Raw genomic sequence first — 16,100 nt, forward strand, 5'->3', positions numbered from 1 at the left:
CGCGCGGGGCGCTCAGCGCACCGCGACCGGCGGCGCATCGTGCATCCAGCTGCGCTCCTGCGTGCGGCGCTGGATGCGCCACCCGCATTCGGTCCGCACCAGCAGGTCGCGATACCAGAGCCCGACGAAGCACACGCGATCGTCGCCGGCTTCATCGGCGGAGATCAGCATCGCCTGGCCGGCCGTTCGCGCGGTCGCCGCGTCGCCGTCGACGATCAGCAGCGACGTCGAGATCGTGTGCTGCGTGCCGCGCATCGCCGACGTCACTTGTTCCAGATACCCGGCAATTTCCGCACGGCTGCCTACCGGACCGCCGAAGGCCGTGTAGTCGAGCGTCGCGTTGGCCGCGAAGAGGCGTTCGAATTCGTGCCAGTCGTGGCGGTCGACGGCGTGGCAATAGCGGGTCAGCAGATCCTGGATCTCCATCCGGTCGATCGTTTCCTGGGGCGTCATGCTGTCGTGGGGAGGTGGATGACGGGGAAACGATAGCGGGGGCGGGCGGGGGTGGCATCGGCTGAGTGGACTAAGGCGGCTAGAGATTCACGATCAGTCGAGCAGGCGCGGGAGGCGACCAGTGCCGATCATTCCTTGATTGCCTCGGAGTCCCACCTGCCGAGTGTGACGGCTTTGCACAGCATGTTGACGGTCAATGCCTCCCGTTTGAACGTATGAGGTTTCCTGAGCAGGTACTTGCGCACGACGTGATACAGGATCCCTTCACCTTCCATCAGGAAGTAACGTCCGAAATCGTAGTCGCCGCGATCCACCTCGAAGCGGGAGAAGAATCGATCCATGAAGATGTCGGCATCGTCTCCGGTTTGTCCGAGATCGTCGGATACGGAGGTGCTCCCGGTAATCCGGCGCTTGCTCGATACGGCTGCTTCCTCGCGAACGAACGCTTCCAGCTTTTCCCACAATTGACGGTCGTCCATTACAGAACCCTGTCCTCCGGTTTGGCAATCTGGTTGTACCGGGAAACGGTGTTCCGGACAATATGGAAGGCATCTTTGGCGAGCAGGGCCCAGCCGACGCCTGGCACCGTCCGACCAACGAACACCGCAACGCGATGAGTCAGGATCACACGCAGATTCTTGATGCTTTGTAGTGTGACGGTCGGTAGCACCTTGCGTTTGAATTCATACCGGAACACCGACCGTGCCATTACCGATGCGACGGAGGTACCTTGGGTTGCCCCGAACGGCTTGGCGCGGGTCGGAAGGATCGGCAGGCCGGAGAGAATCAGAATAACGGCTTCTACGTCGTCGATTCCGGCTTGTTTGCACGTTTCATCGGCGGCGATCAGGAAGAATAGTTCGGTCGGACTCAGGTTTTGCTGGTTCTGGTAGCGATAGGTATTCACTCGGTGTCCTCGGGGAGCAGGCGAAACGAGCCAGCCACGTGCGCTGCACGGCTCGCTTGCCGTCCTTGTTATCGGTGGGCCACGTTAGCGAGACCGCCATTGCAGGTCAATTTCATCGGGAGGGCGTTCATGTGGCTTGCGATGGCTTGCCCGCTCGGGCGCGAGCTGCCTGATGGCTTGCGTTTGCCGCGCTGTCACCGGTAAGCGGCGCGGAAGCAATCTCGGCCTGTGCGGTTCCCGAAGCGACGGATGGCTTGAATCGAAAGGTTTCCAAGTGTCGCTGGCCGTGTTCAGGGCCAATGCCCGTCTTGAAAGCGGCTTCGTGCTGCATCCGTTTGAGCGTGCAGCGAGCCGAGATGCTGACCGAATGCCGCGACCGGTCGCACGGACGCCAGCAGGGAGGGTCGGTCGAGGCAAAACGCGCACGGGTGTGTAGACTCATGCTCATTCCATGGAGCAAACCCTATGCAATTGCTTGATCACGTATCCATCAGCGTGCCGGATATTGACGTCGCGCGCCCGTTCTACGATGCCATCATGGCCGCGCTCGGCGCAGCCAAGGTCTATGACCGGCCGACCGCGCTCGGCTATGGCGAACGTTGCAATGCGAACGACACCGCATCGACGTTTCTGGCGGTCTATCTGGATCCCGCTGAAATCGGCGTGAGCAAGCGGCACTGGTGCTTCAAGGCCGCGAGCCGCGAGCAGGTGGATGCGTTTTTCGAGGCCGGCCTGGCGACGGGCGGGCAGTCCGACGGTGAACCCGGCTTGCGGCCGCGTTACCACGGCGACTACTACGGCGCGTTTCTCGTCGACCCGGCCGGTAACCGCGTGGAAGCGGTGTGCCACGCGTCCGTGCCAGTGCGGGCATCGTGATGAAGGTGCGGTTCGCTCGGCACTCGCTCGATCGCTCGCGCACGTGACGCGGTGAACGCCACGCGCCGGCCGGATTCCGTGCGGCGGCGCGCGGAGCGCATTCGCATGCTCGCCGCCTGCGTCGCTCAATCGAAGTAGTTCAACCCCATCGCGCCCTTCACCTCGGCGAGCGTCGCGCCGGCCACGTCCCGTGCGTGCATCGTGCCGCACTTCAGGATCGCCATCACTTCAGCCTTGTCGGCCTCGAATTCGCGACGGCGCGCGCGGATCGGCTCGATCAACGCCTGCAGCCGCTCGTTCAGCACGCGCTTGACGACGCTGTCGCCGAGCCCGCCGCGACGGTAGTGCGCCTTCAGCTCGTCAACCTTCTGCACGTCAGGTTCGAACGCATCGAGGAACGTGAACACGACGTTGCCCTCGACCTGGCCGGGATCGCTCACGCGCAGGTGGTTCGGGTCCGTGTACATGTCCTTCACGGCCTGCGTGATCTCGTCCGGCGTCGAGCCGAGCGTGATCGCGTTGCCGAGCGACTTGCTCATCTTCGCCTTGCCGTCGATCCCCGGCAGCCGCGTGACCGCCGACAGCACGGCCTCGCATTCGACCAGCACCGGCTGCTCGACGGTCGCGTTGAAGCGGCGCACGAGTTCGTTGGTCTGCTCGATCATCGGCAACTGGTCGTCGCCGACCGGCACGTGTGTCGCCTTGAACGCGGTGATGTCGGCTGCCTGGCTCACCGGGTAGGTCAGGAAGCCGGCCGGGATGTCGCGCTCGAAACCGCGCAGGCGGATCTCTTCCTTGATGGTCGGATTGCGTTCGAGGCGCGCGACCGTGACGAGGTTCAGCAGGTATTGCGTCAGCTCGGCGAGTTCGGGCACCTGCGACTGCACGACGATCGTCGAGATCGCCGGATCGATGCCGACCGCGAGATAGTCGAGCGCGACTTCGATCACGTTCTCGGTGACGCGCTGGCGGCGGCCCATGTTGTCGGTCAGCGCCTGCGTGTCGGCGAGCAGCAGGAACTGCTTCGCTTCGTGCTGCATCTGCACGCGCGCGCGCAGCGAGCCGATGTAGTGGCCGAGGTGCAGCGGGCCGGTCGTGCGGTCGCCGGTGAGGATGGTCGGTCGGGCGGGGTGGGTCATGTTGGTCGTGGCTCCAGGTTATCGAAGCCGCCAGCCATGGTGTCTGCGCAGAAACGCAAATGCCGCCATCGCTGGCGGCATCACGTTTGGGACATGCAAAAGGAAACGGGCCGCCTGGGTCAGGCGCGCCACCAGCAATGCACGTTCGGCGAGGCGGGTCGTGTTTCCATTGCGTGAGTATAGCGTAGTGCGGGGACGGATGGCCGGGCGCGTCAGCGGATCACCGACTCCATCGCGAGGTACGCGGTTTCGGCCGACGGCCACAGCAGATATAGCAGGCCGGCCATCAGCAGCAGCGCGCCGGCGCGCGCCAGCGGCGTGCGGTCTTTGTGCTGCGGGGGGCGGGGGGGCTGCTTCGAGTTCTTCATGCTTTCAGACTTGCCGGCGCGAAAGGCGCCGCTCCAACGGTTGCTGCAACGGGTCGGGTAGGGCGACGCCGGGTGTTGCGGATTTGACGGGGGCTGTGGGGCACCGTGTTGCCTGGGCTGGACGGCACGGATGGCGGGTCGAGGTCCATTAAAAGGGATCGATCGGGTATCCTGTGCTCGCTTTCCATGCCGAGGCGACCGGCATCCTACCAGTTTGGCGATGTGTGCATAGTCAAGAATTGTCGGAGAGGCGTGCGGCCGGAGGCGACACCTCCGACTCGCTGTGGTCCACGACGCTTGCGGCGCGTAGTGCGCGGAGCCATTGCCGGTGATCGCGACGACTGGCTCCCGTCCTGGCCTCGGCGATAGGCCGACCGCCGTTCCCTGACCCGATCCGAGGATGGGGCCCGAGCTACATCGAAAGTAAACTGCTGCTGATGATGATCGACGACAGTTTCTTCACGTTCGGGAGCGCCGACCGGCTTCCTGCATCCGTCCCATGATGAGCGTGCGACAGGCGTTCGCTTTTCCTGAGTAGGCTTCCCAAATCGTGCTAAATCAATTGCGTTCGACTCCCGCCAACCGTATCGGCTTGACCCGGTTGGTTTCGGCTTTCCTGTTCATTGCGTGCGCAGCCTGCTCAATGAACGATTCTCTTCCTCGCAACATGTCGTTGACCGCCTTCAACCCTCATCGCACAGCGTTTGAGTGCAAGCACGAGGTTGACGTGGCGCCCCCGCTCGATCCCGAGGCCGATCGATGGAACCAGCAGGCAATGGTGCAGACCAGCGCGCTGTTGTGGCCGAACCAACGCGATTACAAGGGCGCTGTCGATTTGTGGACGAAGGCGGCCGAGCGCAAGCACTGGAAGGCAATGCTGAATCTGGCGAACGCCTACGCCCAGGGGGAGGGGGTGGATCGTGATTCCGAACATGCGCTGCAGATCACCGAACAGGCGATGAAACTGGGTATTCCGGCGGCCTACGATCTGATGGGTACGTATTACATGGACGGGATGGGCGTAAAACAGGATGCCAGCCGCGCCTATGCATTCTGGCAATTGGCCGCCGATAAGGGCAGTCCGAGTGCGATGGCGTATCTGGGTGGCAAGATGGACGCGCTCTACGACGACCCCAAGGCGGGGTTCTGGGGCAATCGCAAGATCGCACTCCAGATGCTTGAATGTGCGGTCGCGCAGGGCAACGGGCGTGCGGCGTATGTGTTGGGAACGACGATCGCGGGCGATCGAGCCGAGTTGGGCGAGAACAACGAACGTGCGCTCAAGACGTTGCATGCGGGCGTGAAATTCGGTAGCGCCGAGAGTGCGGGATATTTGTTCGGTGCGTTCGATGATGGCGATCCGGTAGCCGGTGGCGTGAAGGATCGCGCTCGCGCCGAGCGTTACAGCGTCCTTGCCGATCGCCTGGAACGCGACCCCGACCTGCGTCTGCCGAACCTTGACAAGATGGTGCCGCTGCCGCCCGCCAAACTGCCCAAATGGGACGGCAAAAAGGAGACGTTGATCGACGCGGCGAAGGCGGTGACGTCTGCCAAGCCCGCCGTGCCTCCCGTGTCGCTGCGTACGGGGCGCGCGCACGTGCCCGATGGCTAACTGCTGCCGGAGAAGCCGCAGGTCACCGTGCCTCCTCAGGCGGAAACGACTGCCGCTCCTGACGGTGGTTACTGGCTGACACAACTGAAATATCTGATCGCCGAACGTCGCTTCGCCTCCGGCGATCCGGTGTCGCTGCACGCGCGCGTGCCTGGTGGCGGGCATCTGGCAGGCCGATGTGGCGGACGATCATCCGTTGGCGGTCACGTTCAACCCGTAGTATCGCCAGGCCTACGTCATGCAGAGCGACACGTTCCCCGATCTGCGAGGCGGGCCGCTGACCAACGAACTAGGCAGGGACATCCGGAAGATCGGGGCGCAACTCGGCCTCGATCTGATCGATGGTCGGGAGGCCAGTCTCAAGTGAGGGGGGAACCTCACGCATAAGCTGATATTCAGCCACGCCCATCGGTTGAGTCACGCCGCGGAGCGCATATTCCGCGACAAGCCGATTCTTCTCCTTGCACAGAAGCAAGCCGATGGTTGGCTGGTCTTCCGGCGCCTTGACCTGCGCGTCGAGCGCGGAAAGGTAGAAGTTCAGTTGTCCCGCATACTCCGGCTTGAACGGCGTCGTTTTCAGTTCGACGACGACATAGCAGCGAAGCTTGAGATGGTAGAAAAGCAGATCGATGAAAAACTCGTCGCCGCCAACCTCCAGCCGGTACTGACGCCCGACGAATGCGAACCCGGCGCCCAGTTCGAGCAAAAAACGAGTGATGTGCTGCGTGAGCGCACGTTCGATATCGCGCTCTTGTGCGTTCTCGGTCAGGCCGAGGAAGTCGAGGATATAAGGATCCTTGAGCGCGTCGCGGGCGAGATCCGACTGCGGAGGCGGCAGCCGGTCGGCGAAATTCGTCACGGCGTTGCCGGCGCGCGCATGGGCGGCCGTCTCGATCTGCATGGTCAACACGCTGCGCGACCATCCGTGCTCGAGCGACTTTTCCGCGTACCAAAGCCGCTGCGGGGCGTCATCAAGCTTGTCGAGCAATGTCACAACGTGAGACCACGGTAATTGTGCAACGGGCTGTTGCACAAATTCCGGCCGCGGAAAAGCTTGTGCGAGGGCGCGCATGTACTTGAGGTTGCGCGGAGAAAACCCGCGCATGTCAGGAAACGCTGCCTTGAGATCACGCGCAAGTTGGTCGACGACGCCGGCCCCCCAGCCCTGTTTTTGCTGCCGATCGAGAATATCGCGACCGATCTGCCAGTACAGTGAGACCAACTCGCGATTTGCGCTGGCGACGGCCCGCTGCCGAGCGCGCTCGACGCGCTGCTTGAGCTCGGTGAACCAGTGACGATAATCCTCAGCCCATCCAAGTGTGCTGAGTTTCAGACATGCAGCGACAAAATGCGCTCATGCTATTGACGCTCGCGGCTCCTTCACGAGGTGCAGCCGAAGTCGCGGATGGTGGGCCGACGATCAGCCTCACCGAACCTTCTTGTGGCCGGTCTAAGGATGATCGGTTGTTCATCTGACCGAGGCGTTGTATGCCAACGTTCCCCTCCGCTTGATAACCGAATACGATTGAGGCAAATCAAGCAGATTTCGCATTGCTGCTAGACACGCCAATTGCTTCTCGTGAGCGTGCGAGAAAGCCACCCGCACCGCTCGCCACCCCCACTACCCCCAGCTTTTTGTTCGTCAACACCAACAAAAATCATCATTTCGCGCCTGCCTGCGCATCAGCAGAATGTCTCCATTCCAACTCACGCGACAACCCGAACGTCGCGCCGAGCCGCACTTCCGAAGGAGACAGCCGTGGCAGTCGAAACAACCTCAATCGATACGCTCGTCGTCGGCGCCGGTCAGGCCGGCGTGGCCATGAGCGAGCACCTGGGCAAGCTGGGCGTACCGCATCTCGTGCTGGAGCGCAGCCGCATCGCCGAACGCTGGCGCACCGGGCGCTGGGATTCGCTGGTCGCGAACGGCCCCGCATGGCATGACCGCTTCCCCGGCCTCGAATTCGACGGCCTCGATCCCGATGCGTTCGCAACGAAAGACCAGGTCGCCGACTACTTCGAAGCGTATGCGCGCAAGTTCAACGCGCCGATCCGCACCGGCGTCGAGGTGAAGCAGGTCGTGCGCAATGCCGGCAAGCCGGGTTTCATCGTCGAGACGTCCGACGGCACGATCGAGGCGAACCGCGTGGTCGTCGCGACCGGGCCGTTCCAGCGCCCGGTGATTCCGCCGATCGCCCCGGACGACGCCCGCCTCGTGCAGATTCATTCCGCAGACTATCGCAACCCGGCGCAGCTTCCGGAAGGGGCTGTGCTGGTGGTCGGCGCGGGGTCGTCGGGCGTGCAGATCGCCGACGAGCTGCAGCGCGCGGGCCGGCAGGTCTACCTGTCGGTCGGCCCGCACGATCGGCCGCCGCGTGCGTATCGCGGCCGCGATTTCTGCTGGTGGCTCGGCGTGCTCGGCGAATGGGACAAGGAAGTCGCGACGCCCGGTCGTGAGCACGTGACGATCGCGGTGAGCGGCGCGCGCGGCGGCCACACGGTGGATTTCCGCAAGCTCGCGAACCAGGGCGTGACGCTCGTCGGGCTGACGAAGTCGTTCGACGGCGGCGTGGCCGTGTTCGAACGCGATCTGGCGATCAATCTCGCACGCGGCGACGAGAACTACCTGTCGCTGCTCGACGCGGCCGACGCCTATGCGGCGCGCAACGGCCTCGACCTGCCGGAAGAGCCGGAAGCCCGCCGCATCCTGCCGAACCCCGACTGCGTTGCGCATCCGATCCTCGCGCTCGACCTTGCCGGCGCGGGTGTCACGTCGATCATCTGGGCGACCGGCTATGCGGTCGACTACGGCTGGCTGAAGGTCGACGCGTTCGCCGACAACGGCAAGCCGCAGCACCAGCGCGGCGTGTCGAAGGAGCCGGGCATCTATTTCCTCGGGCTGCCGTGGCTGTCGCGGCGCGGCTCCAGCTTCATCTGGGGCGTGTGGCACGACGCGCGGCACATCGCCGACCACATCGCGATCCAGCGCACCTACCTCGAGTACCACGACGCATCGCAGCGCCGCTCGACCGCGCACGCGGAACAGGACGGCGCCGCGCCGCATGCCGACGCGCAGCCGCACGCCGATACGCAGCCGCTCGCCGATACGGTGAACTGACCGAACCCCCGCCGCCTGACGCACCGCGTCTGCTTCCGGTGCGGCGGCGTGACCCCTGACGACTGAAGGATTCCGATGAGCCAACCCACCCACACCCGTATCCGCATGTTCAACACGAAGGATACCTACCCGAACCAGACGCTCGACAACGACCTGTGCCAGGCCGTGCGAGCCGGCAACACCGTCTACGTGCGCGGCCAGGTCGGCACCGATTTCGACGGCACGCTGATCGGTCTCGGCGATCCGCGCGTGCAGGCCGAGCAGGCGATGAAGAACGTCAAGCAACTGCTGGAGGAAGCCGGCAGCGACCTCACGCACATCGTGAAGACGACGACTTACCTGATCGACCCGCGCTATCGCGAGCCGGTGTACCAGGAAGTCGGCAAGTGGCTGAAGGGCGTGTATCCGATCTCGACGGGGCTCGTCGTGTCGGCGCTCGGCCAGCCGCAGTGGCTGATGGAAATCGACGTGATCGCCGTGATCCCGGACAACTGGCAACCGAACCGCGCGTAGGAGGCGACATGACTTTCTCCATCGTCGGGCGTTGCCCGGAGACGGGCCAGCTCGGCATCGCGATCAGCTCGTCGAGCATCGCGGTGGGCGCGCGCTGCCCGTGGGTGCGCGCGGGCGTCGGCGCCGTCGCGACGCAGAACATCACGCTGCCGGCGCTTGGGCCCCAGATCCTCGACCTGATCGAGCACGAGCAGCTCGCGCCCGCCGCGGCGCTCGATCGCGCGCTCAGCGCGAACGGCTGGAGCCAGTACCGGCAGGTCACGGTGATCGACGGGCAGGGGCAGACGGCGTGCTTCACCGGCAAGGAAGCGCTCGGCACGCATCACGCGGTGCAGGGCGAGCAATGCGTGGCGGCGGGCAACCTGCTGGCCGCGCCGGCCGTGATCGACGCGATGGCGCGTGCCTTCGAACAGGCGCCCGGCCTGCTCGCCGATCGCCTGCTGGCCGCGATGCACGCGGCGATGGCGGCCGGCGGCGAGGCGGGGCCGGTGCATTCGGCCGCGCTGAAGGTGGCCGGTGACGTGACCTGGCCGATCGTCGACCTGCGTGTCGACTGGGCCGACACCGATCCGATCGGGCAGCTCGATGCGCTGTGGCAGGCGTATCGGCCGCAGATGCAGGACTACCAGACGCGCGCGCTGAACCCCACCGCCGCGCCGAGCTACGGAGTGCCGGGCGATGAATGACACGTCGAGCCGCGCATTGCTGGAACGGCTGATCGGTTTCGCGACGGTCAGCCGCGAGTCGAACCTCGAGATGATCGCGTTCATCCGCGACTATCTCGCGGGCTTCGGCGTCGAGAGCGAATTGTTCTACAACGCGGAACGGACGAAGGCGAGCCTGTACGCGACGATCGGGCCGCGCGATCGCGGTGGCATCGCGCTGTCGGGCCATACCGACGTGGTGCCGGTCGACGGGCAGGCGTGGACGGTCGAGCCGTTCCGGCTGACCGAGCGCGACGGCCGCCTGTACGGCCGCGGCACGGCCGACATGAAGGGCTTCATCGCGTCGGTGCTCGCGGCCGTGCCGGCGTTCGTCGCGCGGCCGCTGGGCATGCCCGTGCATCTCGCGTTCTCGTACGACGAGGAAGTCGGCTGCCTCGGCGTGCGACCGATGCTCGATGCACTGGCCGCGCGCGCGCACCGGCCGCGCCTGTGCCTGATCGGCGAGCCGACCGAGCTGAAGCCGGTGCTCGGTCACAAGGGCAAGCTCGCGATGCGCTGCCATGTCAAGGGCGCTGCTTGCCACTCGGCGTACGCGCCGTCGGGCGTCAACGCGATCGACTATGCGGCGAAGCTGATCGGCCGGCTCGGCGAGATCGGCGCAGCGCTCGCGCGGCCGGAACGGCACGACGAACGATTCGATCCGCCGTTCTCGACCGTGCAGACCGGGCTGATCAAGGGCGGCCGCGCGCTGAACATCGTGCCGGCCGAATGCGAGTTCGATTTCGAGGTGCGGGCGCTGCCGGATTTCGATGCGCACGACGTGCCGAGGAAGCTGCAGGACTATGCGGAATCCGAACTGTTGCCGAGAATGCGTGCGGTGCAGCCCGATACCGACATTCAACTGCAGCCGCTGGGCGCGTATCCGGGCCTTGCGACCGCGCCGGACAGCGAGGCCGCGCGTCTGCTCGCGATGCTGAGCGGCTCCGATGCGTTCGGCACGGTGGCGTTCGGCACCGAGGGCGGGCTATTCGGGCAAGCCGGCATTCCGACCGTGGTGTGCGGGCCCGGCAGCATGGACCAGGGGCACAAGCCCGACGAGTTCGTCACGCTCGACCAGCTCCACGGCTGCGACGCGATGCTGGCGCGGCTGGCCGCCCATCTTTCCGCAGCCGCCTGACGCGGCGCGCCTGACCGACACGCACGCACCGCCTCCCGCGGCGCGTGCGCTTTCGTGTTCCTTCCGGTTCCTTCAGGTTCCTTATCGCACCGTTTCCGCGACGATCTGCGCGAGCCGCTCGCGGCAAAAATCGACGAACGACTGCGCCTGCTTCGTGAGTTGCCCGCGCTTCAGCCGTGCACTCACGAGCCCCGACGGGCTCACCGTCTCGCTGAGGCCGATCGTCACGACGCGCTGGCCGTCGTACGTGTATTCGGAATGCGGGCGCGTGACGAGCAGCGAGAAGCCGAACCCCTGGCCGACCATCCCGCGCACCATCTCGATCGACGGCGATCCGAACACGATGTTCGGCGTGAGCCCGAGTTCGTGAAAGAGGCTGACGAAATACGTGCGGCTCGGCTGCACGTCGAGCAGGATCATCGGCTCGACACAGAGGTCGCGCAACGACACGTGCGTCTGGCCCGCGAACCGGTGATTTTCCGGCAGCAGCACGTACGGCTGCTGCGGCGGCATCAGCGGCTCGGTCTCGATCGTGCCGTCGAGATCGTGGTCGTACATCAGCGCGAGATCGAACGTGCCGGACGTCAGGCCCTGCACGAGTTCCTGCTGGTCGCCGTCGCGCAGCCGGATGTTCACGCCCGGGTAGCGCTCGCGAAAGCCCGCGATCAGTTGCGGCAGATAGAGCGGCGCGACCGTCTCGAAGCAGCCGATGTCGATCTGCCCGGTGACCACGTCGTTGTCGGCGAGCGCGTTCTGTTCGAATTCGTGCGCGATGCGCAGCAGTTCCTGCGCCTTCCGGTAGAAGCGCGTGCCGCTCGGCGTCAGCGACACGCCCTGCGCGTGATGGCGGATGAACAGCTTCACGCCGAAGCTTTCCTCCAGACCCTTGATCGCGCTGGAGATCGACGGCTGCGCGATGAACAGCTGGCGCGACGCCTCGGCGACGCTGCCGGATTCCACCGTCGTCACGAAGTATTTCAGTTGCCGCAAAGTGTAGTGAGCCACAAGCACCTCTGATGCACGGCCCCGGCGTGCCGCCGCGGGCGCAATCTGTCCATGGTTTGCGTAGCACCTTACCTGAAAGCCCCCCGGCGCCGAAATGTCCGCTGCAGAGCTTTTTCGTATGTCCCGGAAATATTTTTAGTATTTTCCGGTCGCGCGGGTCGTGGCGCACCATCGTCTCCAACCTGGATCAAGAAGCAAACGAAGCGGCCGCGCACGCACCGGCGGGACATGGCATCCGCCCCCGCATGCGCATCGTCCGCTTCGCTCGACCCGCCGCGCGTGCACGCGGCGCGTCGTCGCTCGCGTATCCGGACCCGATTGCCGGCGCGCCCCCCAACGCGCGCCGGCTGACACGGCAAGCGCGCATCGCCGCGCAGGACAGGAGACATCACCATGACGAACGTGGACCGCAACGCGTCCCCGATGATAGAGAAGCACACGATCGGCTACGTGCCGCCCGCGGAGCGCCACGGCAAGGTGCGCGACCTGTTCACGCTCTGGTTCGGCGGCAACATCGCGCCGCTGCCGATCGTGACCGGCGCGCTCGGCGTGCAGCTCTTCCACCTGAACCTGATGTGGGGCATCGTCGCGATCGTCGTCGGCCAGGCGGTCGGCGGCGTGCTGATGGCGCTGCATTCGGCGCAGGGGCCGCAGATGGGCATCCCGCAGATGATCCAGAGCCGCGCGCAGTTCGGCTCGTGGGGCGCGCTGCTCGTGACCGTGATCGCGGCCGTGATGTACGTCGGCTTCTTCGCGTCGAACATCGTGCTGGCCGGCAAGTCGGTGCACGGCATCGCATCGTCGGTGCCGGTGCCCGTCGGCATCGTGATCGGCGCGGTGGGCTCGGGGCTGATCGGGATCGTCGGCTACCGGTTCATCCACATCCTGAACCGGATCGGCACGTGGGTGCTTGGCATCGGCATCCTGGTCGGCTTCTGGATGATCCTCACGCACGTGACGACCGACGATTTCCTGACGCGCGGCGGCTTCAACTTCGCCGGCTGGCTCGCGACGGTGTCGCTGTCGGCGTTGTGGCAGATCGCGTTCGCGCCGTACGTGTCGGACTATTCGCGCTATCTGCCGGAAAACGTCGGCGTGGCGTCGACGTTCTGGGCGACCTATCTCGGCTGCACGATCGGCTCGACGCTCGCGTTCATCTTCGGCGCGGTCGCGGTGCTCGCGGTGCCGGCCGGCGCGGACGCGATGGATGCGGTCAAGCAGGCCACGGGCCCGCTCGGCCCGCTGATGCTCGTGCTGTTCCTGCTCAGCGTGATCAGCCACAACGCGCTGAACCTGTACGGCGCGGTGCTCGCGGTGATCACGTCGGTGCAGACGTTCGCATACAAGTGGATTCCGACCGCGAAGGCACGCGCGGTGGTGTCGGTCGTGATTTTCGTCGCGTGCTGCTACGCGGCGATCGGTGCGTCGACGAACTTCGTCGGCAACCTCGTCGATCTCGTGCTCGCGCTGCTCGTCGTGCTGGTGCCGTGGACGGCGATCAACCTGATCGACTTCTACGTGATCCACAAGGGCAAGTACGACATCAAGTCGATCTTCATGGTCGATGGCGGGATCTACGGCCGCTTCAACCCGCAGGCGCTGCTCGCGTATGCGATCGGCATCCTCGTGCAGATTCCGTTCATGAACACGCCGATGTATGCGGGCCCGATTCCCGCGCATCTCGGTGGCGCGGACCTGTCGTGGCTGGTGGGGCTCGTGCTGACGTCGCCGCTGTACTACTGGCTCGCGACGCGCGACAGCGCGTACCGGCGCCGGCAGACGGGCGCGACGATGCCGCCGACGGCGGCGCGGTAACGACGGGGAAGGAAGGGGGCCATCGCATCCGTTCAGACACGGTGGCCCGTTAGTACGTCAGACCACCGCCGAGCGCGCGACGCGCACCGGCACCGACTTGTACGACGGCGTGCCGCTTTCCTTGTCGATGTAGTCGAGCGGCACGAGCACGTTCGCTTCCGGGTAGTACGCGCCGACCGACCCCGGCGCGATGTCGTACTCGATCGCGGTGATCTTCTCGAGGCGCAGCGCGCGACCCGATGCGGTGACCGTCTCGATGTCGACGAGGTCGCCGTGTTCGAGCCCGTACTTCGCGAGATCGGCAGGGTTCATGAACAGCACGTCGCGCCGGCCGAACACGCCGCGATAGCGGTCGTCGAGCCCGTAGATCGTCGTGTTGTACTGGTCGTGGCTGCGCAGCGTGATCAGCCGCAGCACCTGCTCGGCGCCGAGCACGTCGGCGTCCTCCTTTACGCCCTTGTAGACCGAGAACATCGCCTTGCCGGTCGGCGTCGGCCACACGCGCTCGGTGGGCGGCAGCGGCAGGCGGAAGCCGCCCGGCGTGCGGATGCGCTCGTTGAACGCCTCGAAGCCGGATACCGTTTTGTCGATCAGGTCGCGGATGCGGTCGTAGTCGGCGATCAGGTCGAGCCACGCGACCTTGCTGGCCGGCAGCGTCGCATGCGCGATGCCCGCGACGATCGCCGGCTCCGAGCGCAGCTGGTCGGACGCAGGCTTGAGCTTGCCGGCCGACGCGTGAACCATCGACATCGAATCCTCGACGGTGATCGACTGCCGGCCGGTGGCCTGCATGTCGAGCTCGGTGCGGCCGAGCACCGGCAGGACGAACGTTTCCTTCGCGACCAGCAGGTGCGAGCGGTTCAGCTTGGTGCCGAGATGCACGCTCAGGTCGAGCTTCGCCATCGCCGGGAACGACTGTTCCGGATCGGGCAGCGCGACCGCGAAGTTGCCGCCGAGGCACAGCAGCGCCTTCGCGGTGCCGTCGATCATTGCCTGCATCGCCTGCACGGCGTCATGCCCGTGATGCGCGGGCGGCGTGAAGCCGCACACGTCCTCGATCTTCTTCAGGAACTCGGCCGACGGCTTCTCGGTGATGCCGACCGTGCGGTTGCCCTGCACGTTCGAGTGGCCGCGCAGCGGGCACACGCCGGCGCCGGGCTTGCCGATGTTGCCGCGCATCAGCAGCAGGTCGGCGATCAGGCGGACGGTTGCGGTGCCCTTGTTGTGCTGCGTGACGCCCATCCCGTACGTGACGATCGTCGCGTTCGACTTCGCGTACGCGAGCGCGACCTGTTCGAGCTGCGCCTGGCTGAGCCCGCTCGCGCGCTCGATGTCGTCCCACGACGTGGCTTCGAGGTCGGCCGAGAACGCGTCGAAGCCGTTGGTGTGCTGCGCGATGAAGTCGCGGTCGAGCACGTTGCCGCGCTCGGCTTCGAGCTGCAGCAGCGCCTTCATGATGCCCTTCAGCGCGGCCGCGTCGCCGCCGGCGTCGACCTGGTAGTACGTCGATGCGATGCGGGTCGAGCCGAACGACGCCATCTCGATCATGTCCTGCGGATCGGCGAAGCGTTCGAGCGCGCGCTCGCGCAGCGGGTTGAACACGATGATCGGCACGTTGCGGCGCGCGCACTCGTGCAGCGTGCCCATCATCCGCGGGTGGTTCGTGCCGGGGTTGTGGCCGATCGAGATGATCAGCTCGCAGTGGTCGAAATCCTCCAGCGATACGGTGCCCTTGCCGATGCCGATCGACTGCGGCAGGCCGACGCTGGTCGGCTCGTGGCACATGTTCGAGCAGTCGGGGAAGTTGTTGGTGCCGAGTTCGCGCGCGAACAGCTGGTACAGGTACGCGGCTTCGTTCGACGCGCGGCCGGACGTATAGAACTCGACCTGGTCGGGCGGCAGCGCGCGCAGCACTTCGCCGATGCGCGCGAACGCGTCGTCCCATTCGATCGCGCGGAACGTGTCGGTCGCGCGATCGTAGACGAGCGGATGCGTGAGCCGGCCCATGTTCTCCAGTTCGTAGTCCGACATGCGCAGCAGCGACGACACGGTGTTCGCCGCGAAGAACTCGGGCGTCACGCGCTTGGTCGTCGCTTCCCACGTGACGGCCTTCGCGCCGTTCTCGCAGAACTGGAACGTCGACTTGTGTTCCTTGTCGGGCCAGGCGCAGCCGGGGCAGTCGAAGCCGTCGGGCTGGTTGGTCCGCATCAGCACGATCGGCGCCTCGATGGTTTCCATTTGCGTGCGCACCGCATCGGCTGTCGCGCGAAGCGCGCCCCAACCACCGGCGGGCCCGTCGTACTTCCTGATGCCTGGCACTTCGCGTCGATTTGTCATGTTGAATCTCCATCAGCCTTACCCGGTGCGGGCGGCTCGGTTTGCGCCGTGTCGCGGCGTGGGGCGGCTCCGTCCGGTGGACGGAGCCGGTCATGCATGCCCCGGGCGTGCGGGG

At 65.6% G+C, this 16,100-nt stretch carries 15 protein-coding genes; 7 read left to right on the forward strand and 8 right to left on the reverse strand.

Going from position 1 to position 16,100, the window contains the following annotated elements; translation table 11 throughout:
• Positions 1-12: 12 nt before the first annotated feature.
• The 3 genes from CFB45_RS34430 to CFB45_RS34440 form a co-directional block, all read right to left on the reverse strand.
• Positions 13-453, reverse strand: a complete 441-nt coding sequence (locus tag CFB45_RS34430; RefSeq protein WP_089429579.1) for a nuclear transport factor 2 family protein — start codon at positions 451-453, stop codon at positions 13-15.
• A gap of 128 nt (positions 454-581) precedes the next feature.
• Positions 582-932 carry a DUF1493 family protein gene (locus CFB45_RS34435; protein ID WP_089429580.1) on the reverse strand — a complete coding sequence of 117 codons (351 nt, stop codon included), beginning with the start codon at positions 930-932 and terminating at the stop codon, positions 582-584.
• A complete protein-coding gene (locus CFB45_RS34440) occupies positions 932-1,360 on the reverse strand; it encodes an STM2901 family protein (RefSeq protein WP_089429581.1) in 429 nt (142 codons plus the stop codon). Before CFB45_RS34440 ends, CFB45_RS34435 begins: the two co-directional genes overlap by 1 nt.
• 465 nt (positions 1,361-1,825) lie before the next feature.
• Between CFB45_RS34440 and CFB45_RS34445 the strand changes: the two genes are divergently transcribed.
• Entirely contained in the window at positions 1,826-2,236 is a 411-nt protein-coding gene (locus CFB45_RS34445) for a VOC family protein (protein ID WP_089429582.1), read from the forward strand.
• A gap of 125 nt (positions 2,237-2,361) precedes the next feature.
• Here the strand turns inward: CFB45_RS34445 and trpS are convergent, their stop codons facing one another.
• Together trpS and CFB45_RS39220 are read right to left on the reverse strand one after the other, a co-directional pair.
• Positions 2,362-3,375, reverse strand: a complete 1,014-nt coding sequence (gene trpS / locus CFB45_RS34450; protein ID WP_089429583.1) for a tryptophan--tRNA ligase — start codon at positions 3,373-3,375, stop codon at positions 2,362-2,364.
• Between the two features lie 212 nt (positions 3,376-3,587).
• Positions 3,588-3,743, reverse strand: coding sequence for a hypothetical protein (locus CFB45_RS39220; RefSeq protein WP_174970848.1), 156 nt, complete (start codon positions 3,741-3,743; stop codon positions 3,588-3,590).
• Between the two features lie 643 nt (positions 3,744-4,386).
• On the opposite strand from CFB45_RS39220, the gene CFB45_RS34455 reads away from it, so the two are divergent.
• Entirely contained in the window at positions 4,387-5,355 is a 969-nt protein-coding gene (locus tag CFB45_RS34455; protein ID WP_144025257.1) for an SEL1-like repeat protein, read from the forward strand.
• A gap of 289 nt (positions 5,356-5,644) precedes the next feature.
• Here the strand turns inward: CFB45_RS34455 and CFB45_RS34460 are convergent, their stop codons facing one another.
• Complete coding sequence (locus CFB45_RS34460; protein WP_089429584.1) at positions 5,645-6,688, reverse strand: PDDEXK nuclease domain-containing protein; 1,044 nt, start codon at positions 6,686-6,688, stop codon at positions 5,645-5,647.
• Between the two features lie 426 nt (positions 6,689-7,114).
• On the opposite strand from CFB45_RS34460, the gene CFB45_RS34465 reads away from it, so the two are divergent.
• The 4 genes from CFB45_RS34465 to argE all read left to right on the forward strand — a co-directional run bounded on the left by CFB45_RS34465 (position 7,115) and on the right by argE (position 10,828).
• Complete coding sequence (locus tag CFB45_RS34465) at positions 7,115-8,473, forward strand: flavin-containing monooxygenase (protein ID WP_089429585.1); 1,359 nt, start codon at positions 7,115-7,117, stop codon at positions 8,471-8,473.
• Positions 8,474-8,548: 75 nt separating this feature from the next.
• Positions 8,549-8,986, forward strand: coding sequence for a RidA family protein (locus CFB45_RS34470; protein WP_089429586.1), 438 nt, complete (start codon positions 8,549-8,551; stop codon positions 8,984-8,986).
• 8 nt (positions 8,987-8,994) lie between these two features.
• Positions 8,995-9,672 carry a DUF1028 domain-containing protein gene (locus CFB45_RS34475; protein ID WP_089429587.1) on the forward strand — a complete coding sequence of 226 codons (678 nt, stop codon included), beginning with the start codon at positions 8,995-8,997 and terminating at the stop codon, positions 9,670-9,672.
• A complete protein-coding gene (gene argE, locus CFB45_RS34480) occupies positions 9,665-10,828 on the forward strand; it encodes an acetylornithine deacetylase (protein ID WP_089429588.1) in 1,164 nt (387 codons plus the stop codon). The genes CFB45_RS34475 and argE overlap by 8 nt, the downstream gene beginning before the upstream one ends.
• Positions 10,829-10,909: 81 nt before the next feature.
• Here the strand turns inward: argE and CFB45_RS34485 are convergent, their stop codons facing one another.
• Positions 10,910-11,833 carry a LysR substrate-binding domain-containing protein gene (locus tag CFB45_RS34485; RefSeq protein WP_089429589.1) on the reverse strand — a complete coding sequence of 308 codons (924 nt, stop codon included), beginning with the start codon at positions 11,831-11,833 and terminating at the stop codon, positions 10,910-10,912.
• 393 nt (positions 11,834-12,226) lie between these two features.
• Between CFB45_RS34485 and CFB45_RS34490 the strand changes: the two genes are divergently transcribed.
• Positions 12,227-13,648, forward strand: coding sequence for a purine-cytosine permease family protein (locus CFB45_RS34490; RefSeq protein ID WP_089429590.1), 1,422 nt, complete (start codon positions 12,227-12,229; stop codon positions 13,646-13,648).
• Between the two features lie 57 nt (positions 13,649-13,705).
• On the opposite strand, the gene CFB45_RS34495 is transcribed toward CFB45_RS34490, so the two are convergent.
• Positions 13,706-15,985, reverse strand: a complete 2,280-nt coding sequence (locus tag CFB45_RS34495) for an FdhF/YdeP family oxidoreductase (RefSeq protein WP_089429591.1) — start codon at positions 15,983-15,985, stop codon at positions 13,706-13,708.
• Between the last annotated feature and the right edge of the window lie 115 nt (positions 15,986-16,100).

It is taken from the genome of Burkholderia sp. HI2500 (genome assembly GCF_002223055.1).
Taxonomy (GTDB): domain Bacteria; phylum Pseudomonadota; class Gammaproteobacteria; order Burkholderiales; family Burkholderiaceae; genus Burkholderia.